Origin of the sequence: Pseudomonas petrae, assembly GCF_021728295.1 — a bacterium.
Lineage (GTDB): Bacteria > Pseudomonadota > Gammaproteobacteria > Pseudomonadales > Pseudomonadaceae > Aquipseudomonas > Aquipseudomonas petrae.
Window position 1 is genome coordinate 686,857 of sequence record NZ_JAKJXE010000001.1, and the last position, 22,098, is coordinate 708,954.

18 protein-coding genes and 3 pseudogenes are annotated in these 22,098 nt (G+C 56.8%); 13 read left to right on the forward strand and 8 right to left on the reverse strand.

The genetic code is table 11. The features are described 5' to 3' along the window. Positions 1-85: 85 nt before the first annotated feature. Genes L4G42_RS02920 through L4G42_RS02930 form a run of 3 tightly spaced genes read right to left on the reverse strand, consistent with a single transcriptional unit; the run spans position 86 to position 1,504 of the window. Positions 86-319, reverse strand: coding sequence for a DUF1289 domain-containing protein (locus L4G42_RS02920; RefSeq protein WP_237251177.1), 234 nt, complete (start codon positions 317-319; stop codon positions 86-88). Continuing rightward, positions 319-843, reverse strand: a complete 525-nt coding sequence (locus tag L4G42_RS02925) for a gamma carbonic anhydrase family protein (RefSeq protein WP_237251178.1) — start codon at positions 841-843, stop codon at positions 319-321. The genes L4G42_RS02920 and L4G42_RS02925 overlap by 1 nt, the downstream gene beginning before the upstream one ends. Before the next feature lie 49 nt (positions 844-892). Next, positions 893-1,504: a CoA pyrophosphatase gene (locus tag L4G42_RS02930; RefSeq protein ID WP_237251179.1), complete on the reverse strand. Its 612-nt coding sequence runs from the start codon at positions 1,502-1,504 to the stop codon at positions 893-895. A 153-nt stretch (positions 1,505-1,657) separates the two neighbouring features. On the opposite strand from L4G42_RS02930, the gene L4G42_RS02935 reads away from it, so the two are divergent. Both L4G42_RS02935 and L4G42_RS02940 read left to right on the forward strand, forming a co-directional pair. Continuing rightward, complete coding sequence (locus L4G42_RS02935; RefSeq protein WP_237251180.1) at positions 1,658-2,209, forward strand: NUDIX hydrolase; 552 nt, start codon at positions 1,658-1,660, stop codon at positions 2,207-2,209. Between the two features lie 50 nt (positions 2,210-2,259). Continuing rightward, complete coding sequence (locus L4G42_RS02940) at positions 2,260-2,823, forward strand: L,D-transpeptidase family protein (protein WP_074892288.1); 564 nt, start codon at positions 2,260-2,262, stop codon at positions 2,821-2,823. A 53-nt stretch (positions 2,824-2,876) separates the two neighbouring features. Here the strand turns inward: L4G42_RS02940 and L4G42_RS02945 are convergent, their stop codons facing one another. Further along, positions 2,877-3,188, reverse strand: a complete 312-nt coding sequence (locus L4G42_RS02945; protein WP_237251181.1) for a YqfO family protein — start codon at positions 3,186-3,188, stop codon at positions 2,877-2,879. Between the two features lie 6 nt (positions 3,189-3,194). Further along, positions 3,195-7,094, reverse strand: coding sequence for a phosphoribosylformylglycinamidine synthase (purL, locus tag L4G42_RS02950; protein ID WP_237260494.1), 3,900 nt, complete (start codon positions 7,092-7,094; stop codon positions 3,195-3,197). Positions 7,095-7,307: 213 nt separating this feature from the next. On the opposite strand from purL, the gene mltF reads away from it, so the two are divergent. Next, a complete protein-coding gene (mltF, locus tag L4G42_RS02955; protein ID WP_237251183.1) occupies positions 7,308-8,768 on the forward strand; it encodes a membrane-bound lytic murein transglycosylase MltF in 1,461 nt (486 codons plus the stop codon). Positions 8,769-8,802: 34 nt separating this feature from the next. On the opposite strand, the gene tadA is transcribed toward mltF, so the two are convergent. Next, positions 8,803-9,285, reverse strand: coding sequence for a tRNA adenosine(34) deaminase TadA (tadA, locus tag L4G42_RS02960; protein WP_237251184.1), 483 nt, complete (start codon positions 9,283-9,285; stop codon positions 8,803-8,805). Further along, positions 9,285-10,658, reverse strand: a complete 1,374-nt coding sequence (locus tag L4G42_RS02965) for a multicopper oxidase family protein (protein WP_237260497.1) — start codon at positions 10,656-10,658, stop codon at positions 9,285-9,287. Before L4G42_RS02965 ends, tadA begins: the two co-directional genes overlap by 1 nt. Before the next feature lie 280 nt (positions 10,659-10,938). Between L4G42_RS02965 and L4G42_RS02975 the strand changes: the two genes are divergently transcribed. After that, positions 10,939-13,761 (forward strand): membrane-targeted effector domain-containing toxin, encoded by a 2,823-nt coding sequence (locus tag L4G42_RS02975; protein ID WP_336886402.1) that lies wholly within the window; start codon positions 10,939-10,941, stop codon positions 13,759-13,761. A gap of 229 nt (positions 13,762-13,990) precedes the next feature. On the opposite strand, the gene L4G42_RS02980 is transcribed toward L4G42_RS02975, so the two are convergent. After that, the gene (locus L4G42_RS02980) at positions 13,991-14,143 is read right to left on the reverse strand and encodes a hypothetical protein (protein WP_237251187.1); all 153 of its coding nucleotides are present in this window, start codon (positions 14,141-14,143) and stop codon (positions 13,991-13,993) included. 45 nt (positions 14,144-14,188) lie between these two features. On the opposite strand from L4G42_RS02980, the gene L4G42_RS02985 reads away from it, so the two are divergent. From L4G42_RS02985 to L4G42_RS03020, 9 genes and pseudogenes are all read left to right on the forward strand, one after another. Then, positions 14,189-14,830, forward strand: a complete 642-nt coding sequence (locus L4G42_RS02985; RefSeq protein ID WP_237259172.1) for a POTRA domain-containing protein — start codon at positions 14,189-14,191, stop codon at positions 14,828-14,830. Continuing rightward, complete coding sequence (locus L4G42_RS02990; RefSeq protein ID WP_237251189.1) at positions 14,817-15,065, forward strand: hypothetical protein; 249 nt, start codon at positions 14,817-14,819, stop codon at positions 15,063-15,065. Before L4G42_RS02985 ends, L4G42_RS02990 begins: the two co-directional genes overlap by 14 nt. A gap of 81 nt (positions 15,066-15,146) precedes the next feature. Then, the gene (locus L4G42_RS02995) at positions 15,147-15,683 is read left to right on the forward strand and encodes a hypothetical protein (protein ID WP_237251190.1); all 537 of its coding nucleotides are present in this window, start codon (positions 15,147-15,149) and stop codon (positions 15,681-15,683) included. Between the two features lie 847 nt (positions 15,684-16,530). Beyond that, on the forward strand, positions 16,531-17,082 hold the full coding sequence (locus L4G42_RS03000; protein ID WP_237251191.1) for a DUF6990 domain-containing protein: 552 nt from the start codon (positions 16,531-16,533) through the stop codon (positions 17,080-17,082). Between the two features lie 119 nt (positions 17,083-17,201). Continuing rightward, positions 17,202-18,650: pseudogene (locus L4G42_RS03005) on the forward strand (hemagglutinin repeat-containing protein); the annotation flags it as partial. A gap of 240 nt (positions 18,651-18,890) precedes the next feature. Continuing rightward, positions 18,891-19,117: pseudogene (locus L4G42_RS26190) on the forward strand (HNH/ENDO VII family nuclease). Positions 19,118-19,141: 24 nt separating this feature from the next. Further along, positions 19,142-19,561 carry an SMI1/KNR4 family protein gene (locus tag L4G42_RS03010; RefSeq protein WP_237255078.1) on the forward strand — a complete coding sequence of 140 codons (420 nt, stop codon included), beginning with the start codon at positions 19,142-19,144 and terminating at the stop codon, positions 19,559-19,561. Positions 19,562-19,651: 90 nt separating this feature from the next. Beyond that, positions 19,652-21,511: pseudogene (locus L4G42_RS03015) on the forward strand (hypothetical protein); the annotation flags it as partial. Next, entirely contained in the window at positions 21,511-22,062 is a 552-nt protein-coding gene (locus L4G42_RS03020; RefSeq protein WP_237260502.1) for a DUF6990 domain-containing protein, read from the forward strand. The pseudogene L4G42_RS03015 and the gene L4G42_RS03020, both read left to right, overlap by 1 nt. Positions 22,063-22,098: the final 36 nt, after the last annotated feature.

The following is a 22,098-nucleotide window of genomic DNA, read 5'->3' on the forward strand; positions in this document are numbered from 1 at the left end:
TCGCCGTGTGCAAGCAACCGCAGGTAGAAAGGCGCGCAATTTAACATGAAGGCCGGGGAATGGGATGCAGCGGCGCAGGGTTGATTCAACGTCGAGGGCTGTTGCCGTTCACCTGAAACATCATCCCGCTCGCCCTTGCCCGCTCATCGCAGGCGATCAATACGGCACGGCGCGCCTGGTTGTCCATGCGGCTCCAGCCTGTGATCTCGGCCACGGTGCGCTGGCAACCGCTGCAGATGTCGGCGTCGTCCAGTGCGCAAATGCTCACGCAGGGCGAGCGGACCGGCTTTTCGTGGAGTGGCGAGTCGGTGCTGGACATCAGTCTTCCTGTGGGGTCAGGTCACGCGCGTAGCGTTGGGCGTTGTGGACGTAGTGGGCGGCGCTGGCGTCGAGCATTTGCTTCTGCGCATCTGTCAGCTCGCGAACGATTTTGCCGGGCGAACCCATGACCAGCGAACCGTCGGGAATGACCTTGCCTTCACCGATCAGCGAGTTCGCGCCGATGATGCAATGTTTGCCGATCTTCGCGCCGTTGAGAATGACCGAGTTGATGCCGATGAGCGTGCTGTCACCCACGCTGCAACCGTGAAGCATCGCGTTGTGGCCGATGGTCACGTTCCGGCCGATGGTCAGCGGCGAACCCATGTCGGTGTGCATCACCGTGCCGTCCTGCACGTTGCTGTTCTCGCCGATATCGATCAGCTCGTTGTCACCTCGCAACACCGCGCCAAACCAGACGCTGGCGTTGGCCTGCAAGCGCACATTGCCGATGACGGTGGCTGTCGGCGCGATCCAGCTGCTGGCGTGCGCGTCGACGCGGGCATCGCCCAGACGGTATTTCATGGTCTGCTCCTCATGGTTCGGCCCTCATGCTCGGCGCGGCGGCCGCGGGTCAGGATTTCAGCGTGTGGATGATTGATCGTTTGGGCGGCTCGTTGAGGTTGATGCCGCTGTCGAACAACAGGTTCATCAGCTCAACGATCATGATCGCGGTCAGCCCCCAGATCTTGTACTCGCCGAAGCGGTAACTCGGTACGTACCAGCTGCGCCCTTGATAGTCGATGCGGTGGGTGTGTTCGCGCGCATCCTCCCGGAAGAAATCCAGCGGCACGCTGAAGACGGCCGCAATCTCGCCATCATTGGGTGTGTATTCAACGAAATCGGGAATGATGCCGACATAGGGCGTCACTCTTATACCGTGCTTGGAGATCAAGGGACTCAGCGGGCCAATCACTTCCACGAGGCCAGGCGGCAGGCCGATCTCCTCTTGGGCTTCGCGCAGCGCCGTAAAGATCAGGTCCGGATCTTCCGGGTCACGCCGCCCGCCCGGGAAGGCCACTTCGCCGCCGTGGGTCGACAGGCCGCTGGCGCGCAGGGTCAGCACCAGTTCGGGCTCGGCGGTGCGGGTAATGGGGAGAAGCACGGCGGCCTCGGGGAAGCGCGCGTCCGTTTCCAGCATCACCGGCGTGTGGCTGCTCATACGGTGAAGTAGCTCATCCAGCATGGGAATTCTCGATCGGTTGCCTGCCCGGCATCATGCACCAAAGCAGCGACGCGCCCAAGTCTTGTAGGACAACCCGCGCGCGCAAGACGCCTCTTGCCGTCCACCCGCGCTACAGCTCAAGATAGCCGCTGCCAAAAGGAAACCGATTCGATCATGAAATTCTGCAGCAACTGCGGCGAACAGGTCATCCAGCGTATTCCCGAGGGCGACAGCCGCCCGCGTTACGTATGTGAACATTGCGACACCATTCACTACCAGAACCCCAACATCGTGGCCGGCGTCGTACCGGTGTGGGGCGAGAAGGTGCTGCTTTGCCGTCGCGCCATCGAGCCACGACTGGGCTACTGGACCCTGCCCGCCGGGTTCATGGAAAACGGCGAAAGTGTCGAACAGGCCGCCCGCCGCGAAACGCTGGAAGAAGCCTGCGCCGAGGTCGAGGACCTGCAGTTGTATTCGATGATCGACGTCCCGCACATCAATCAGGTGCATATCTTCTACCGCGCGAACCTCGTCAGCCCGGAGTACGCTGCGGGCATCGAAAGCCTTGAAGTGAAGTTGTTCGACGAAGCTGATATCCCGTGGTCGGAGCTGGCTTTCCAGACCGTCAGACGTACCCTAGAATGCTTTTTCCGCGATCGGCGGCACCAGGATTTCCAGGTGCATACCGATTGCCTGTCCGTCACACCCCCTCTCAAAACCACTTGATCAAGACGATGACGCGCGATTGCCGCGCAGGCTTCAGGGATACCCTTTTCATGCGTTGGTTGCTTGCCGTTTTATGCCTGTCGGTTGTGCCGCTGTCCCAGGCTGCGTTCACTCAGACCATCGTGCCCAAAGGCAGCGAACAGAAGTTCGTTGGCGGAAAGGTTGTCGACACCCAGAACATCGCGGACCGGACCATCGATAAAGTGCTGGTGCTGAAATCTGCGCATCAGTTGCAACTGATCAGCCGTGGGGAAGCGCTGAAGACGTACCGGATCTCACTGGGAAAGGCGCCCAACGGACCCAAACTGCAAGAAGGCGACCAGCGCACGCCGGAGGGTTTCTACTGGCTCGACTGGCGCAAGACCAGCGACGCCTACAACCTGTCGATGCACATTTCCTACCCCAACATTTCCGATGCCGCACGCGCCCGCCGCGAAGGCGTGAAACCCGGCAGCATGATCATGATTCACGGCACGCCGATCAACGACGATTACCCGGAGTGGTATTTCCACACACTGGACTGGACCAACGGCTGCATTGCCATGCGCAACAGCGATATTCGTGAGGTGTGGGATCTGGTGAAAGACGGCACGATGATCGAGATTCGACCGTAAGATTCTTCGGGGGTAATGCAGAAAGCCTCGATCTCAAGCAATGCCGGGGGAAGCTAGATATCTTCCAGCTTCCACACGTCGTAAGCCGGTACTTCATACGGATGACTGTCCTTCAGCGCAGCAACCGCCTGACTGATCAGCTCATCTGACACGACAAGCTCGACCTTCCATTCCTGAACCTGCTCGACCTCGCCGGCTTGTCCGATGAACGGCTGACTGCCGTCCAGTGGGCGAAACTGACCTTGGCCAAGCACCTGCCATGAGCAGCAGTCATACGTGCCGATTCGCCCCGCACCGGCGGCGAACAACGCGTGTTTGACCTGCTCCACATGGCTCGGTGGCACAAAGAATGCCAGCTTGTACATCAGGGATCAGTTAACCCAGACGCGCGCGTTGCGGAACATGCGCATCCACGCGCCGTCTTCGGCCCACTCATCCGGACGCCACGAGTTGGTCACGGCGCGGAACACGCGCTCAGGGTGCGGCATCATGATGGTGACGCGACCGTCGAGCGTGGTGAGACCCGCGATACCACGGGGCGAACCGTTCGGGTTGGCTGGGTAGGTTTCAGTGACCTTGCCGTGATTGTCGACGAAACGCACGGCAACAGTGCCGGACAGATCGGTTTCAATCAGCGATTCGGAAGACTTGAACTCGGCGTGACCTTCACCGTGGGCGATGGCGATCGGCATGTGCGAGCCGGCCATGCCTTGCAGGAAGATCGACGCCGACTTCTGGATTTCGACCATCGCCACGCGCGCTTCGAACTGCTCCGAGCGGTTGCGCACGAAATGTGGCCAGAACTCGCTGCCCGGAATCAGTTCGCTGAGGTTGGACATCATCTGGCAACCATTGCAAACGCCCAGCGCGAAGCTGTCGCTGCGGGCGAAGAAGCCCTGGAACGCATCCCGTGCACGGCTGTTGAACAGCGCGGACTTGGCCCAGCCTTCACCGGCACCCAGCACGTCGCCGTAGGAGAAACCACCGCACGCCACCAGACCTTTGAAGTCGTTGAGGTCGACGCGACCGGCAAGGATGTCGCTCATGTGTACATCAACCGAAGCGAAACCGGCGCGATCGAACGCAGCCGCCATTTCGACCTGACCGTTGACGCCCTGCTCACGCAGCACCGCCACTTGTGGGCGAACGCCCTTCTTGATGTAAGGCGCAGCGATGTCGTCGTTGACGTCATAGCCCAACTTCACGTTCAGGCCCGGGTTGTCTTCTTCCAGCAGTGCATCGAATTCCTGATCGGCACAATCGGCGTTATCACGCAGGCGCTGGATCTGATAGCTGGTTTCGCTCCACTGACGCTGCAGCAGGCGGCGATCACCTTTGAACACGGTCTCGCCGCTCAGGCTGATGATCACGTCGCTGTTGTTGATCGGCTTGCCGATTACGGCGACGCAATCTTCGCCCAGGCCGGCAGCGCTGAACTGCGCGAGCACGAGCGGCGTGGCGTCCTGGCGAACCTGGATCACTGCACCCAACTCTTCGTTGAACAGAATGGCCGCGACTTTTTCGCGCTTGCCGGTCAGCGTGTCGAGCTCGATATTCAGGCCGCAATGGCCTGCGAACGCCATTTCCAGCGCGGTCGCCATCAGGCCACCGTCAGAACGGTCGTGATAGGCCAGCAGGTGGCCGTCGGCGTTGAGGCCCTGAATGACGGCGAAGAAAGCTTTCAGGTCTTCGGCGTCATCGACATCCGGCGCAACGCTGCCAAGCTTGCCGTGGGTCTGGGCGAGAATCGACGCGCCCATGCGGTTCTGGCCACGGCCCAGGTCGATCAGGATCAGATCGGTCAGGCCCTTGTCCATGCGCAGTTGCGGGGTCAGGGTCTTGCGGATGTCGGTGACCGGCGCGAAACCGGTGACGATCAGCGACAGCGGCGAGGTCACGGTTTTTTCGGTGCCTTCGTCGCTCCAGCGGGTCTTCATGGACATCGAGTCCTTGCCCACCGGAATGGTAATGCCCAGCTCGGGGCACAGTTCCATGCCGACTGCTTTCACGGTGTCGTACAGACGCGCGTCTTCGCCCGGGTGGCCGGCAGCGGACATCCAGTTGGCAGACAGCTTGATGTCGGAAATCTTGCCGATGCTCGACGCCGCGATGTTGGTCAGGGTCTCGCCAATCGCCATGCGGCCGGACGCCGGAGCGTCCAGCAATGCCAGCGGCGTGCGCTCGCCCATCGCCATGGCTTCGCCGGTGTACACGTCAAAACTGGTTGCCGTAACGGCGACGTCTGCCACCGGCACTTGCCACGGGCCAACCATCTGGTCGCGATTGACCATACCGGTGATGCTGCGGTCGCCAATGGTAATAAGGAAGCTCTTGCTCGCCACTGCCGGGTGATGCAGCACGCGCTGCACGCTTTCTTCGATGTCGAGCGCGCTCGGGTCGAAATCGTCGCCCAGCTCGGTTTCACGCTCGGCCGAACGGTGCATGCGCGGGGCCTTGCCCAGCAGCACTTCCAGCGGCATGTCGACAGGGTTGTTGCCGAACTGGCTGTCGGTGACGGTCAGTTGCGGGTCTTCAGTCGCCTCACCGACCACCGCGAACGGACAACGCTCACGTTCACAGATGGCTTTGAAGCGTTCGAAATCAGGGGCGCTGACGGCCAGAACGTAACGTTCCTGGGACTCGTTGCTCCAGATTTCCAGCGGCGCCATGCCGGGCTCATCGTTCGGCACGTTGCGCAGCTCGAAGCGGCCGCCACGACCACCGTCGTTGACCAGTTCCGGGAAGGCGTTGGACAGACCGCCCGCGCCGACGTCATGGATGAACGCGATCGGATTGGCTTCGCCCAGCTGCCAGCAGCGGTCGATGACCTCCTGGCAACGGCGCTCCATTTCCGGGTTTTCACGCTGTACCGAGGCGAAGTCCAGGTCAGCCGAGCTGGTGCCGGTGGCCATGGAGGAAGCCGCGCCGCCACCCAGACCGATCAGCATCGCCGGGCCGCCGAGCACGATCAGCTTGGCGCCAACGGTGATTTCGGCTTTCTGCACGTGCCCTTCGCGAATGTTGCCCATGCCGCCTGCGAGCATGATCGGCTTGTGGTAGCCGCGAACTTCTTCGCCGTGGGGCGTGCTGATCGACTGCTCGAACGTACGGAAATAACCGGTCAGCGCCGGACGACCGAACTCATTGTTGAACGCCGCGCCACCCAGCGGGCCTTCGATCATGATGTCCAGCGGCGTGACGATGCGCTCGGGTTTGCCGTACGGCTTTTCCCAAGGCTGCTCGAAGCCCGGAATGTTCAGGTTGGAGACCGTGAAACCGGTCAGGCCGGCTTTCGGCTTGGCACCACGTCCGGTCGCGCCCTCGTCACGGATCTCGCCGCCGGAACCGGTGGCTGCGCCGGGGAACGGGGCGATCGCCGTCGGATGGTTATGGGTTTCGACCTTCATCAGGATGTGCACCGGCTCCTGAACCGCACCGTACTCGCGGCTTTCAGGATTCGGGAAGAAGCGACCGGCGACGCTGCCGACGATCACCGAGGCGTTGTCCTTGTAAGCGGACAGCACGCCTTCGTTGTGCATCTGATAGGTGTTCTTGATCATGCCGAACAGGCTTTTTTCCTGGCTCTGGCCGTCGATGTCCCAACTGGCGTTGAAGATCTTGTGACGGCAGTGCTCGGAGTTCGCCTGCGCGAACATCATCAGTTCGATGTCGTGGGGGTTACGCTTGAGGCCGACGAACGCGCTGACGAGGTAGTCGATTTCGTCTTCGGCCAGGGCCAGTCCCAGTTCGACGTTGGCTTTTTCCAGCGCCGCGCGGCCGCCACCCAGTACGTCAATTGCGATCAGCGGCTTGGGCTCGGCGTGGCTGAACAGGCTGGCGGCCTCTTCCAGCGCGCCCAGTACGATCTGGGTCATGCGATCGTGCAGAGCGTCGGCAATTAGCTGTGCATCGGCGTCGCTGAACTGGCCTTCTACATAAAAGGCAATGCCGCGCTCAAGACGCTGAATCTTGGTCAGGCTGCAATTGCGCGCGATGTCGGTGGCTTTGCTCGACCATGGCGAAATGGTGCCGAAACGCGGGAGGACCAGGAACAGGCGGCCCGCAGGCTCCTGAACCGGCACGCTCGGACCGTATTTCAGCAGGCGGGCAAGGACTTGCTGCTCGTCTTCGGTCAGAACGCCATTGACCTCAGCGAAGTGGGCGAATTCAGCGTACAGGCCACTGACAGCCGGAACTTTATCGTTCAGCTGCGCAAGTAATTTCTTGTGGCGGAAGGCGGAAAGGGCGGGAGCACCACGCAGGATCAACATCGTCGGGACAGCCTCGGGAAGGGGGTGTGCTTTGAGGCCGTGCATTCTAGCCTAATCAGTCTGCGTCGGCACCCGAAACCACGGCATGGAATGTACCCGAATGTCGGCTCCGGACGCTTGCCTGCGCCGGAAGGTAAAAAATCCTCTGCTCTATCAGACGCGACCCGCGCTGTCGAGATATGGCGGTATGGCTCCTTTGCGTATACTGCACCGATGTTTTCCCAATCAGATTTCCGCCCACGCTGTGCCAAGTGGCTCATCGCAACCGGAATCTTCCTGCTGCTCGGCGCGTGTGTGGAGAAACCCAACACGCTGGAACGAGTCAAGGAGGATGGCGTTTTGCGCGTCGTCACCCGCAACAGCCCGGCGACATATTTTCAGGACCGCAACGGTGAAACCGGTTTCGAGTACGAACTGGTGAAGCGCTTCGCCGACGATCTGGGCGTTGAACTGAAAATCGAAGCCGCCGACAACCTCGACGATTTGTTCGATCAGATGGGCAAGCCCGGCGGCCCGGTGCTGGCGGCAGCGGGCCTGGTGAGCAGCGAAAACCGCGCGAAGCAGGTACGTTTTTCCCACTCCTATCTTGAAGTCACCCCGCAGGTCGTTTACCGCAACGGCCAGTCGCGCCCGACCGATCCGGGCGATCTGGTCGGCAAGCGCATCCTCGTGCTTAAAGGCAGCAGCCACGCCGAGCAGCTGGCAGCGCTGAAGGTCAAGTACCCCGGCATCAACTACGAAGAATCCGATCAGGTAGAAGTCGTCGACCTGTTGCGCATGGTGGATGAGGGGCAGATCGACCTGACACTGGTGGATTCCAACGAACTGGCGATGAATCAGGTGTATTTCCCCAACGTGCGTGTCGGCTTCGACCTCGGCGATGGCCGCGATCAGCGTTGGGCTGTGGCGTTAGGCGATGACAACAGCCTGCTGAACGAGATCAACGCCTATCTCGACAAGATGCAGAAGAACGGCATGCTGCAGCGGCTCAAAGACCGCTATTACGGGCATGTTGACGTCCTCGGTTACGTCGGCGCCTACACCTTCGCCCAGCATTTGCAGGAACGCCTGCCCAAGTACGAAAAACACTTCCAGACCGCCGCAAAAGCGGAGCAGGTGGACTGGCGGCTGCTGGCGGCGATCGGCTACCAGGAATCGTTGTGGCAGCCGGGCGTTACGTCGAAGACCGGCGTGCGCGGCTTGATGATGCTGACGCAGAGCACGGCGCAGGCCATGGGCGTCTCCAATCGGCTCGACGCCAAACAGAGTATTCAGGGCGGCGCCAAGTATTTCGCTTACATCAAAGAACAGCTCGACGATTCGATTCAGGAGCCGGATCGCACGTGGCTGGCGCTGGCGTCCTACAACATCGGCAGCGGACATCTGGATGACGCGCGCAAGCTGGCGGAAAGCGAAGGGCTTAATCCGGACAAGTGGCTGGACGTGAAGAAGATGCTGCCGCGTCTGTCGCAGAAGAAGTGGTACAGCAAGACCCGCTACGGCTATGCCCGGGGTGGCGAACCGGTCAGTTTCGTCGCCAACATCCGCCGTTATTACGACATCCTGACGTGGGTGACGCAGCCGCAGATGGAAGGCGGTCAGGTCGCGGAAGGCTCGTTGCATGTGCCCGGAGTCGACAAGACCAAGCCGTCTGAAGAAAAGGCACCGCTTTAGTCAGCCGCCAGAATCCGCTCGCCGTCGCACTGAACTATCCCCTCGCCCGCCTCATCCTGAAAAACTCACTCAGCATCGTCCCGCACTCCTCCCCCAGCACCCCGCCTTCAAACAGCACGCGATGGTTCAGGAAAGGCTGTGTGAAGAATTGCCCCTGACTCTGCACCACACCCGCTTTCGGCTCAGTCGCGCCATACACCACACGGCTAATGCGCGAATGAACGATCAACCCCGCGCACATGCTGCAGGGTTCCAGCGTGACGTACAGCGTGCTGCCCGGCAGACGGTAATTGCTGACGGACTGCGCCGCCGCGCGAATGGCGACCATCTCGGCATGGGCGCTGGGATCGCTGCCCGTAATGGGGCAATTGAAGCCGCGACCCACGATTTCGCCGTCATGCACGACCACCGCGCCGACCGGCACCTCGCCCAGCAACGCACCCTCCGCCGCCAGCGCCAAAGCTTCGCGCATGAAGTGCTGATCGCGGCTGCGATCGATGATGGGCGGCTGACGCATCAGGAAACCTCGATAGCGGCCATGAGACCGGTTTCCATGTGATCGATCACATGGCAGTGGAACATCCACACGCCGGGATTATCCGCCACCAAAGCGACGCGCGCGCGCTCGTTGCGCCCCAGCAGGTAAGTGTCGGTGAAGTACGGAATCACGTCCTTGCGATTGGAGGCGATGACTTTAAAACTCATGCCGTGCAAGTGAATGGGGTGCTGATACTGCGTCATGTTCTTCAGCTCGAAGATGTAACTCTTGCCTCGTTCAAGCTTGGCGATCGGCCGGTCGGCGCAGGTCTTGTCGGTGATGTCCCACGCCTGGCCATTGATCTGCCACAAGCTGGGCGGCTTGCCGTTGTCGACATTCACCGACACCGAGCCGACCCACTCGAAATTGAAATTGAGCTTCTCGGCGTTGGCCAGATCAGGCTCGGCGACCGGATTCGCCGGCAGCTCAGGCGGCCACTCGCCCGGCGTATCGTTGCTGGCGACCGAGCGAAATGTGCCCAGCCGCACGGGGCCGTTGCGCAGGGAAATCTCTTCACCGGCGGCAGGCGCCTTGATCGCCAGACAGATGCGCATGCCCGGCCCCAGCCAGTAATCCTTGCCCAAAGGGCGCGGTTTGACCGGGTTGCCGTCCAGGGCGTAGATCATCGCCTCGGCGCCCAGCAGGTTCAGGCGATAGGTCACCGTGTTGTCGAGATTGAGAATGCGCACTCGGGTGATTTGGTCGGCAGGCAGCTCGACGACGCCTTGTGGCACGCCATTGATTGTCGACAATCGCCCGGCCGTGCCTTCGCGTGCGGCTTCGCGAATGACGCTGAATTCAGTGAAAGCGCCCTCCTCGTCAACGTGCCAGCTCTTCAGGCTGACGACGCGTTCGTGGGCAAACCCGGTCGGCTCGCGCTCCTCGACGATCAGCGGCCCGACCAGCCCGCGGCCCAGTTCTTCGCTGCTGCTGACATGGGGGTGGTACCAATAGCTGCCGGCGTCCGGCACACGGAATTTATAGTCGAAGTACTCGCCGGGCTTGACCGGCAATTGCGAGACGTAAGGCACGCCGTCCATCTCCAGCGGGAGCCGAATGCCGTGCCAGTGAATCGTGGTCTCAACGGGCAACTGATTGATGAAGCGCACCCGTAGCCACTCGCCCTGCCTGACGCGCAGTTCGGTGCCTGGCGCCGAGCCGCCGAATGCCCAGGCTGGCGTCTGGTGCCCGGTCACCAGTTCAACGTCCAGCGGCGCGGCGATCAGTTCGTAATCGTGCCCTTCGCCCGGCCCGCGTTTGCCCAGCCAATACCTTGAGGCGCCGCCCGCGCCAAGCCCGACCACGGCAAGACCGGCCAGACCTCCGAGTATCTGTCGACGGGTGAAAGACATGTACGAAAAAACCTCAACAACGACTGACCGCATCCGGGAACGATGCGAGGGCGGACACGATACACCTGCACTTACAGAAATTTAAGGCAACTGCGTACGCAATACATATTTAGTGCCAAATGAATCAGCAATCGCGCCAAGCTTGTCTTCCCATTCATCAAGGAAGACGAATATGCCCCCTGCACCCAAACACGCGCCCGCAGCAGCTCTAATCCAGGACCGAACCACGCTCATCAAAATGAGTGAGCGTCTGGTTGAGGCCTGCCCGGACATGCGCGAAATGGCCCGCAGCATCGCGCGAGAAATCCTCCTGCGTCATACCGGTCACGACACCGAGCCCGACACGGTTTACTGGCACCGCTTCCACAGGGCAGTGAACAGTCCGCGATCATTCAATGGTTGGCAGCACCGCGACGCGCCCTATCAATCGATGACCCTGCCGCAGTTGGTCATGCACCGTTTCAACCCCCACGATCAGGACAACGCCGACACCCTGCAGATGCTCAGCGGGTTCTACAGCGCCGGCGCCGATGCCACCGCGTTCGATGAGCACAACGAAATCAGAATGTTGCCCGCGCAGGTCATCAGCGACTTCTGGGCGGCGGATTTCAAATCCCGCTATCAAGAGAAGCTGAACGCGTTCTGGCGGGACTTTGCCGACGATTTCCGCACCCTGGCCAAAGCCAACTTCATCGCCAGTGCCTTTGAAGACCTACAAGCCGGCTGGCTCAGTGAAGAAGATCTGCGAACCGTCTTACGTGCAGCTAATGTTGAGCCGTCCGTTGTACCGAGCCTGCAAACCCTGCAGGCCAGTGCGCCGGCCAGTGTTGAGGCGAAAGTCTGGACCTTCGATGTGATCGGCTATGAAGCCAGCGATGTCTTGCGCATCGTGACCTCGGGCGGTCGGCAGATTCTCTACACGCCAGGCGAAGTGCAGGCTTTTCATGGGTTCGCGACATCAGAAGAATTGCACTGGTGGCTCCTCTCGCAAAACAACCGAACGGAGCGACGCGCACGTTTCATGGGCCACTTCCCGCTGTCGGCGCACGGCGAGGTGGATGAAAACGTCGGGCTGTATCACGGCCTCGATGTGCTCTACACCACATGGGGATCTGCTCATCCCGGCGTAATCAATCAACACAGCCAACCTGTGTCAGGCGACCCGTTCACACATCTGCGCGACGCGATCCGAGCGCGGATGTTTGCCGACGCTGACCTGGCGCTGCATTCCAACAGCGACCTGCGCAAACAGATGTGGATCGGCTATCTGCGGGCTTTCTCGCAACTTTCCGGTGCGCTGGCGGCGATTGACTGGCCGGTTGCGCTGGCAGCCGTGGGCGCCGGCATCGCCGACATGGGCCTCAACATCGATCAGGCCTTGAACGGCGCGAGCACGGCTCAACGCAAGGCGGGGGTCATCGGCGCCGTGACGGCAAGCATCGACGTCCTGTTTAACAGCACCTTTCTTGTCGGCGGTGAGGCGGTGCCGGAAGGCGAGATGCTGCAGCCTGAAGAGGGGGGGCCAGCAATCGATGTCGATGAGTCTGTTGACGCGTCCGTCGAAACTCCGGGCTTCGAACCCGACTCGGTTTACCCCTTCGAGCGCAACGATACGCTGGCCTCTTTCGAGACCAACATGCTGCTGGATGCCTTCGAACCCGTGCGTGAAGAAGGCCGCATGAAAGGCATCTGCCTGACTGATCAGGGCGAAACCTTTATCGAGATCGATGGCTTCGCTTATGCCGTTCGCTACATCAACGAGCTGAAATCCTGGGCCATCATCGACCCGGCAAACCCCTACTCGTTTTATCGAAGCATGCCTGTGCGCCTCAACAGCGCTGGAGTGTGGGAGCCCATCAACCGCTTGAACCTGCTAGGTGGCGGCAAGGTGCTAGGCAAGATGGGTTCTGCTCATGGGGACAGGGTTTACCCCCAAACGGCCACCCTCCCCAGCCCATACGAAGTACCGGCTGCGTTGAAGCCAGAGGTCATGGATGGCGCGCAAAATGGCGGGCGCTTTGTCAGCGACCGCTATCACAGTCAAGACTTTGACAAGCCCGATCCCTATGACGATTTCAAGCGCATCCGTCGCAATCTGCGCGACGACGCCAACGCATTCTTCAACACACTCGAACTGCCCAAGCGTCCGGAAATCCCGGAGCTGCCCGCAAATGCGCCGCTCAAAAGTTTTCTAAAGACGGTGTTTAAACGCTCAGCTGGCCTGGTCATCGGCGAAAGCCATGCGGCGATAGGGAGCAAACAGTTTCTGATCGAGCAGATGCCGTTACTCACCAAGCTCAAGGTTAAAACCCTGTACATGGAGCACGTGCTCACCGACTTCCATCAGGTGGATCTGGATGCGTTTTCGAGGACGGGCACTATGTCGCCTCAGCTCGAGGACTACATCAAGACGCTGGACAAAGGCCATCGAACTGACCCGACCGGCAAGTACACCTTCATGGCTGTGTTCAAAGCCGCGCGAGAAAACCGCGTACGCATCCGGGCTATCGACTGCATGGCGAGCTACCGCGTCGACGGCATGGACGGCGCGGAGCAAGCACTGCGCCAGAAGATGATGAATTATTACGCCAAGGGCGTCATTGAAGCAGACCAGGCGGCTCGCAGCGGTGGTAACTGGGTGGCGCTGGTGGGCAATTCCCACGCTAATACCTACCAGGGCGTTCCCGGTGTCGCAGAACTGGAAGGTGTCATCGGGCTGCGCATTGAGGACGTTCGTGTGTCTCAGTCAGCGGGAATAACGCCAGACCCCGGCGTTGAAATGACCGACACGATGGGCCGCCCTGCCGGACGCGTGCAGAGTGATCTGCGTCTGCAGGTTCTCGTCGTCGCGCCCCGGACGGAGCTCAACCTGGAAAACAAACTGCTTCGACCGGGCATGTTCACCCTCGATGAAAGTGATGGTCAGTTGACCCTCGTTCACCGCAGCAATGAAGGCGTGGCGGTTCGTACCGAGATCAAACGGGAGGGCAAGCGCGTCTATATCGATCGGCCGAAATGGCGGCGGGTCAGCGGACGTCGATTTGAGACGTTGGCGGATCTGACGACTGCGCTGGAGCTGATGGGGATGACGTTGGTGCGTTGATACTCAGTGCACAAGAAGCCTAGGGAGTCATCGGGACCTCTCTGCTTTCTGGAACGATGCGGGCTCAACAACTCGATCCGGCCCAATGCCGTGGTTGGCCATTACTGAGCCCGTTACTTCTGCGTCAGGGGCAGTCTGTCTTCCCAGCCAGGCACCAACTCATATTTGCCGCGACAAGGTGAAGGGGCTCGCCTGTTGTCTTGCGACAGGTGCATCCATGTGAAGGGCGTCACATTCCCTGACCTTTGTTATCACGCTGCCTCCCCGTCATGGAACTTTCGAACCAAGCCGCCATCGGAGCGTACGCCTGGATGTAGGAAATTTCTTTCCGTGCGTCGAGATCGTTATCTTTTTCCATTTTCTTAGTGCGGTTGTTGTTCAAGTCGGCACATTTATTACGCTTTGATTCGGTCCACAAGGATGTGAAATGCACTCGGATGCACGCTGCTCGCTGCTCAAAATTCGCGCCGCTCGACGTTTCGTGGCGGTGACCCGCTTTGCGGCATTGAATGCCAAACATCTCGTTCTGACTGCGCTGGCAACATGCACACTCTTTGTGGCTGCAGCGGCTCAGGCCGCAGGCCCTGAAGAAGAATTGCTGAAGCAGCAGGAGCGTGAGCGGGTGCTGCGTGATCAGCTGGAATCCCGGCCCGATGTGCGGCTTCAGGCACCTAAGCTGGACGAAGGCGGGGCTCGTTTGCCGGCCAAAGAAGCACCCTGCTTTGCCATCAACGACATTCGCCTCATTGGCGACGCATCCGAGCAGTTCCAATGGGCGCTGAAGGCCGCCAACCCCAAGGATGATCCTGCCGTCGGCCGATGCCTGGGTGGCGCGGGCATCAACATGACGATGAAGCGCATGCAGAATGCGATCATCGAAGCGGGCTATGTCACCACTCGCGTCCTCGCCGAAGCGCAGGACTTGAACAGCAGGATTCTGGTGCTGACGATAGTGCCGGGCCGCATCCGCGAAATTCGTTTCGCCGAAGGCACAAAACCTTACGCATCTCACCTTGGGCGCGTGATTAAGGCTTTTAAAACTAGGGAGAACAACGATGAAAAATCTTAAAAAAATCATTAACGCACACCGACAGTGGCTGTTTAAATCAAGCGACCTGGTAACAGAGGAACTTAAGTATATTCATGAAGATATTGAAAGCAATTCGCTGGCTGGATTCAACAATGTAGCTGACTCACTGGGTATTATTGCGTCATATTATGGCAACAAGGGAGAAGTCGCTATTTATGACGAAGATAATTCGGGCTGGCAAGATATTTCCAAATCAATCATGTACAGATATTAGGCTTTAAAACTTAAAGCAAAATCTTTCTCAAACACTCAGTTTCTTAAAAACGTTAAGCCTGCACCTAACTTAACTAATCAGATGAGCAATGCTGCATGCTTATTGGCGACATTCATATCAACTGATCAACGTGATTTATCTTCAAGCGTTGCCGATATTTTGACAGATATGTTAACTATTAAAGGCGCGATCGACCAAAGTTATGTTGAAGATCGACGATTTGAACCCTTCATGCTGTGGTTAAATGCCATTTACGCAGGCACTAACGCACCGCCTCAAGTGACGGATAGGGATTTTGGCGTCTATAACGAAGTAGTGAATAACTGGGGGAATGGACAAAATCTTAGCGCCGCGCTTGAAGCAATTTGCGTTTATCATTTGGCAAACTCAGAAGATAAAGGTGGGCAATGGAATCCTGAGTTCAAAAAGCCCCCCTTTGATTTGTTGCCGTTTGAATTGAGTGCCATATGTCAAGTCCGTCAAAATTCCGGACTAGAAACACCGGCAGTAATGCACAATCTATTGCCTATCAAAAAAACAGACTTGGAAAAATTAAATTTCAGCTCTGGCGATATCTTGAAAAAAGTTAACGCTGCCTACGAAGACTTCTTTGAATAGAGCACAAAGCCCTACTACAATTATAGTCGACTTGTGCAAAAGCCACATTCCGACGACGTAGAATTTCAGGATCAACCGGTTAACGTGTCCACCTGTAGGTCAGGGGAGTGGTGAGACTTCCTCAACTACAGTCACTGTTGGAATAAACAGCACAACGTTTAATAATCTTAACGCAAATAGCTATGGAAAAGCAAAAAAGCTAGAAACTTTAGCTTACTGGAAATATTGAGATAAACCAGTGAACATATCAATTAATACAGCCATTGCAATTCAAAATGATATTTTCGTACTGACGCCTGACGATTACTCCCCTCACGGTATTTTGGGGGGAATGAGTACCGACGAGAACCTTCAAAATTGGCAGCATTCAGTCGACGTCATTCATAGATTGCTTAGCATCAGGCTTATGGAGCATATTGAACAAAGAATGATGAACTATCACGAAGTAATGATTACGATTTTTCTGTAAAAAACTTTCTGATCTAAATCCTTTCAATCTACCAGACGAAGGGGAGATATTCTGGCCTGAACCTCTATCAAGCTGTACAGCATTGAGCTTGGACTTAATAAGAAAATATGGAATTAGTTGCACATCGAAAGATCTATGCACCCTATTTATTTGCTAAATTGACAATGTTTTTTCAATAAATGGCTTGTCTTGAAAAGATGGCAGCATTTATCCTATAACAGAAAAAAGAGCCTGACATCGCGGAGAGGAGATATATACAGATAAAACTGTGACTTCAGAACTCTTTCTAATCAGCCGTAGCATTACCACTCATGATTGTCGGCAAGGGTTTCCAAATGGCGTTATTGCTGAAAACATCAATTCCCCCGGTCCCTATTAATGAATGAAAAAGACATGGCTTCGATCTTGAAGGAGCAAGGCTGGGTTTGTAACAAGGACGAAGTTGGTGATTACTTTTGCGTCATCGATATAGGAGATACTGAAATTCAGGTTATCCCGTCTGTAGGCAAGCGTGCGGACCATTTTCGAGTTTCGCTTACGCCTTCCATTTCATCAAAAGAATTTTCAGAGGCCGCTTCCTTTATATCGGGGGATGGTGGTAGTCACGTTCCGATTATAGTTAGCCATGAAGGCCCGGAAAAAATTCCTAGCGTTTCTCGTGATGATATTATCAGGCTGTCTGAGAAAGCAATATCATGGGCTCGGTCCCAGAGTATCGAAGATGGGTTGACGACTTATAGAAAGCTGCCAACCTATGCTAAAGGTGCAATGCCTGTCCGACACTTAGCGGCTCTAGCAATAGCGAGAGATGCTACACGCTTGGACGAGTACAAGAAGAGTTTTGAAAAGGGTGAAAGGCTTGGATTCGTACCTTACGTTACTTTAGATCTGATCGATAGAGCACTTATCGTGGCTCAAAAAACTAAGTAACCATCCAATAAAAACCTGGTTAACAATTTAGCTTTTTTATTGAACACGATTCACCGTCGTCGCTGGCAGTACTTCTGGCGGCGAAACTCAGATCGAGTGTGCGATAGCAAGGGCAAGAAGGTCATCGCCACCCCGGCACGGACCTGGCGAAGAACGAGAACCAGATCGGCGCCAAGATGCCGATCGCCATCAGCGCCAGCGACAATGCCAGCAGCGTGACGCGCAGCGGCATCAGTGGCGGCGCCGTCGTCATCACCGACGACGCCGAACAGCAGAAACGCACCGGCAAGACCGCTGAACAAACCGTCGCCAGCCTCAACCGCGACGTGTCCAGTGATCGCGACCGCAGCAACTCGCTCAAGCCGATCTTCGACGAAGACGAAATCCGCGCCGGTTTCGAGATCGTCAGCGCCTTCTCCAACGAAGCCAGCACCTTCCTCGCCAACAAGGCCAGGGAAGCGGACCTCAAGCGCCAACAAGCCAAAGAGCTGCAGGCAGAAGCAGACAAAGTTGACGGGCGCAACGACACCGAACAGATGCTCCTGCAGAACCGTTCAAGGGAGATGTTGGCAGAAGCCAACGACATCTCGGAAAACTGGGGCGCAGGCGGCACATACCGGCAGATCACCACCGCACTGATCGGCGCCGCAGGCGGCAACATCAGCGCCGGCAACGCCGCGTTCGTGCAAGGCCTGGTGGTCAATTATGTGCAGCAACGGGGCGCGGGCTACATCGGCGACCTGGTCGCCAAAGGCGAACTCACCGAAGGCTCCCCACTGCACGCCGCCCTGCACGGCATCGTCGCCTGCGCGGGAGCCGCCGCCAGCAGCCAGAGTTGCGGCAGCGGTGCCGCAGGCGCTGCAGCCTCCAGCCTGCTGACCGGTTTGTTCTCCCAAAGCAGCCCGGACGAAAGCGAAGAACAACGCGAAGCCAAACGTAATTTGATCGTCAGCCTGGTGACGGGACTGGCAGCGACCAGCACCTCTATTGACCCGACTGCCGCCAATACGGCGGCGGGTGCGGCGGTGGATAACAACTGGCTGGCGACGCAGCAGATTGTGCAATACAAGAAGGAATATGCCGAAGCGAAGGGTACTGAAGTATTTGCCGTATTTGCGAAGTGGGCCTTCATCAGCAGTAAGCAAGATGTGCTGACCCAGTTCGGTATCGGTAAAGGCCTGGCGCAGTCAGGCTGGAGCGATGTCACGGGCATGGCTGAATTCATCGCCCATCCGATTGATGGTTTGAACGGTCTGAAAGCGTTGGTCAACGACCCAGCCGCCCGAAGTCAGTTTGGCGAAGCCCTGGTAACCAAGCTGAACGCTCAGATTGACCAGATGAAAACCGCCCTAGAGCAAGGTGGCGATCAAAATGCAGTGCTCCTCGGCGAGTCCATCGGCGAAATCGCCTGGCAGGTAGGGAGTATTGCCACGGGGGTTGGCGGTGCCGCGAGCGGTGGCGTGGCACTGGCCAAGGCCGGGATCAAGGTCGGCACTCAGCAGCTTGAAAAGATGGCTGAGATCGCTAAAATCGAGAAACTTGCTCCAAAGAATGCTAAAAATCCGAATCCGATGAGCCCGATGACGGACTCTGAGACGACCATTCTTGTTGATCGGAATGTTTTGGAGGCAGGGGCTCAGGGGACCGGTAAAGCATTAGAGCAAGACGCAAAAAGTTATTTTGGTCAGCAAAGAAAATACTGGACTCAAGAGCCTATTCAGTTCAATGGCAATAAAGTTTACCAGCGTAACGATCTCATCGACCCAGGCAGAGTTGACAGCCAAACCGGCCTTACTAATATGGAACTAATGAAAAACGGTCTTGCCCCATATGGGCCAGATGGTAAAAAAATCAACCTACATCACATACTTCAAACTCAAGATGGCCCGATCGCCGAAGTAACGCAGAACTTTCACCAACTAACAGTAGCACCATCCATATCAACTCGGGATCAAATATTCCATCCGGAATAAATAGATCTCAGTTTGAAAGGTGGAAAAAAGACTACTGGAAAAATAGAGCAAATACATTTTAAATATATTCGATACTGGAGAAAAAAATGGACATAGATCTCAATAGCGCCATTGCAGAGTTGAAGAATTCTCGCATACCTCTTCCACGCCCTCAGCAGTTACCTGATGATGAGTTACTCAATGCGTACGAACAAGAGTTAGGGGTTCCTTTTCCAAGTGCCTACAGAACTTTTGTTAAAGAAGCAAGTGATAGTATTTGCAATGGAAAAGATGCCCTTAGATTAACAGCAAACAGAGACAGTCCTAGAGAGCTTCTAGATACTGTCATTGAGGCGAGACAGCAGGGTTTGCCCAAATCTTGGATCCCTATCTGCGAGGATAACGGAAACTACTACTGTATTTTAGAAGATGGGACTGTACGGTATTGGTCACACGATGGAAGCTCAAATGAGAGCTGGCCTAATCTAGCGAGCTGGATTAAGCAAGCGTGGATAGACGGGGAGTAAAGCTCGGCTACATCCTTACGCTTAAATCGTGTGGGAGTTATCTGTAGTCACAGCATCAAGGCCGGTGATGGCGGTTTTGACATCACGTGCGAAGCAGCCAGCAGAGTAACGCGCAGCGGCATAGGTGGCGGTGCAGTCGCCATCACCGACGACGCCGAACAGCAGAAACGCACCGGTCAGACCGCTGAAAAAACCGTCGCCAGCCTCAACCGCGACGTGTCCAGTGATCGCGACGGCAGCAACTCGCTCAAGCCGATCTTCGACGAAGACGAAATCCGCGCCGGTTTCGAGATCGTCAGCGCCTTCTCCAACGAAGCCAGCACCTTCCTCGCCAACAAGGCCAGGGAAGCGGACCTCAAGCGCCAGCAAGCCAAGAAGCTGCAGGCAGAAGCCGACAAAATCGATGGGCGTAACGATACCGAGCAGATGCTCTTGCAGAACAGTTCAAGGGAACTGTTGGCAGAAGCCAACGACATCTCGGAAAACTGGGGCGCAGGCGGCACGTACCGGCCGATCACCACCGCGCTGATCGGCGCCGCAGGCGGCAACATCAGCGCCGGCAATGCCGCCTTCGTGCAAGGGCTGGTGGTCAATTACGTCCAGCAACGCGGCGCGGGCTACATCGGCGACCTGGTCGCCAAAGGCGAACTCACCGAAGGCTCTCCACTGCACGCCGCCCTGCACGGCATCGTCGCCTGCGCGGGAGCCGCCGCCAGCAGCCAGAGTTGCGGCAGTGGCGCAGCAGGCGCAGCGGCCTCCAGCCTGCTGACCGGCCTGTTCTCGCAAAGCAGCCCGGACGAAAGCGAAGAACAACGCGAAGCCAAACGTAATTTGATCGTCAGCCTGGTGACGGGACTGGCAGCGACCAGCACCTCTATTGACCCGACTACCGCCAATACGGCGGCGGGTGCGGCGGTGGATAACAACTGGTTGGCGACGCAGCAGATTGTGCAGTTCAAGAAGGAATATGACGAGGCGAAAGGCCCAATTGAAGCAGGCAAAGTGTTTGCTAAATGGGCCTTCATCAGCAGTAAGCAAGATGTGCTGACCCAGTTCGGTATCGGTAAAGGCCTGGCCCAGTCAGGCTGGAGCGATGTCACAGGCATGGCTGAGTTTATCGCCCATCCGATTGATGGTTTGAACGGTCTGAAAGCGTTGGTCAACGACCCAGCCGCCCGAAGTCAGTTTGGCGAAGCCCTGGTGACCAAGTTGAACGCTCAGATTGACCAGATGAAAACCGCCCTTGAGCAAGGTGGCGATCAAAATGCAGTGCTCCTCGGCGAGTCCATCGGCGAAATCGCCTGGCAGGTGGGGAGTATTGCCACGGGAGTTGGCGGTGCCGCGAGCGGTGGCGTGGCACTGGCCAAGGCGGGGATCAAGGTCGGCACTCAGCAGCTTGAAAAGATGGCTGAGATCGCTAAAATCGAGAAACTTGCTGCGAAGAATGCTAAAAATCCGAATCCGATGAGCCCGATGAGGGATTCTGAGACGACCACTCTTGTTGATCGGAATGTTTTGGAGGCGAAGCCTCAAGAAACAGGTAAGACCTTAGATGCAAAAGGGGCTGATGCCCCTAAAATCACTATCAGAGATCATTATGATCACCACCTGAACATGGTAGATGACATAAAGGATCAACTTTCATCTCAGGGTTATAGAGTCAGCGAAAAAGAAATATCACTTGGCAGCGCGTGTGGCATTGGTCGTTGCAGACCGGACATTGTAGCCGAAGCGCCAGATGGAACCCTTAGGATTATTGAAATTAAGACAGGGAATGCGGACTTGAGTATTCGTCAGTCTGAGATTTTCCCTCAAATAGAAAATGGGAGTTCAATTTCTAGGGGTAAGGTGGCCGAAAGCTTTGGCCTAAAGTCAGGGGTACCGTTAAAGGAGCAAGGGTATCCTAACGGCATTCCTATTGAGATCATGAATTTTCCCGGTGCAAAATGATGAATGAAAAAGATATGGCTTCGATTTTGAAGGAGCAAGGCTGGGTTTGTAACAAGGACGAAGTTGGTGATTATTTTTGCGTAATCGATATGGAGGATACTGAAATTCAGGCTATCCCGTCTGTAGGCAAGCGCGCGGACCATTTTCGAGTTTCGCTTACGCCTTCCATTTCTTCAAAAGAATTTTCAGAGGCTGTTTCCTTTATATCGGGGGATGGTGGTAGTCACGTTCCGATTATAGTTAGCCATGAAGGCCCGGAAAAAATCCCTAGCGTTTCTCGTGATGAAATTATCAGGCTGTCTGAGAAAGCGATATCATGGGCTCGTTCTCAGAGTATCGAAGATGGGTTGACGACTTACAGAAAGCTGCCAACCCATGCTAAAGGTGCAATGCCTGTCCGACACTTAGCGGCTCTAGCAATAGCGGGAGATACTACACGCTTAGACGAGTACAAGAAGAGTTTTGAAAAGGGTGAAAGGCTTGGATTCGTACCTTACGTTACTTCAGATATGATTGATAGAGCACTTATCGTGGCTCAAAAAACCAAGTAATCATCCAATAAAAACCCGCTTAACAATTTAGCTTTT

Coding starts and splice junctions, on each gene's coding strand:
- L4G42_RS02920 (WP_237251177.1), bottom strand. CDS start 319: ATGTCCAGCACCGACTCGCCACTCCACGAAAAGCCGGTCCGCTCGCCC.
- L4G42_RS02925 (WP_237251178.1), bottom strand. CDS start 843: ATGAAATACCGTCTGGGCGATGCCCGCGTCGACGCGCACGCCAGCAGC.
- L4G42_RS02930 (WP_237251179.1), bottom strand. CDS start 1,504: ATGCTGGATGAGCTACTTCACCGTATGAGCAGCCACACGCCGGTGATG.
- L4G42_RS02935 (WP_237251180.1), top strand. CDS start 1,658: ATGAAATTCTGCAGCAACTGCGGCGAACAGGTCATCCAGCGTATTCCC.
- L4G42_RS02940 (WP_074892288.1), top strand. CDS start 2,260: ATGCGTTGGTTGCTTGCCGTTTTATGCCTGTCGGTTGTGCCGCTGTCC.
- L4G42_RS02945 (WP_237251181.1), bottom strand. CDS start 3,188: ATGTACAAGCTGGCATTCTTTGTGCCACCGAGCCATGTGGAGCAGGTC.
- purL (WP_237260494.1), bottom strand. CDS start 7,094: ATGTTGATCCTGCGTGGTGCTCCCGCCCTTTCCGCCTTCCGCCACAAG.
- mltF (WP_237251183.1), top strand. CDS start 7,308: ATGTTTTCCCAATCAGATTTCCGCCCACGCTGTGCCAAGTGGCTCATC.
- tadA (WP_237251184.1), bottom strand. CDS start 9,285: ATGCGTCAGCCGCCCATCATCGATCGCAGCCGCGATCAGCACTTCATG.
- L4G42_RS02965 (WP_237260497.1), bottom strand. CDS start 10,658: ATGTCTTTCACCCGTCGACAGATACTCGGAGGTCTGGCCGGTCTTGCC.
- L4G42_RS02975 (WP_336886402.1), top strand. CDS start 10,939: ATGGCCCGCAGCATCGCGCGAGAAATCCTCCTGCGTCATACCGGTCAC.
- L4G42_RS02985 (WP_237259172.1), top strand. CDS start 14,189: ATGCACTCGGATGCACGCTGCTCGCTGCTCAAAATTCGCGCCGCTCGA.
- L4G42_RS02990 (WP_237251189.1), top strand. CDS start 14,817: ATGAAAAATCTTAAAAAAATCATTAACGCACACCGACAGTGGCTGTTT.
- L4G42_RS02995 (WP_237251190.1), top strand. CDS start 15,147: ATGAGCAATGCTGCATGCTTATTGGCGACATTCATATCAACTGATCAA.
- L4G42_RS03000 (WP_237251191.1), top strand. CDS start 16,531: ATGAATGAAAAAGACATGGCTTCGATCTTGAAGGAGCAAGGCTGGGTT.
- L4G42_RS03010 (WP_237255078.1), top strand. CDS start 19,142: ATGGACATAGATCTCAATAGCGCCATTGCAGAGTTGAAGAATTCTCGC.
- L4G42_RS03020 (WP_237260502.1), top strand. CDS start 21,511: ATGAATGAAAAAGATATGGCTTCGATTTTGAAGGAGCAAGGCTGGGTT.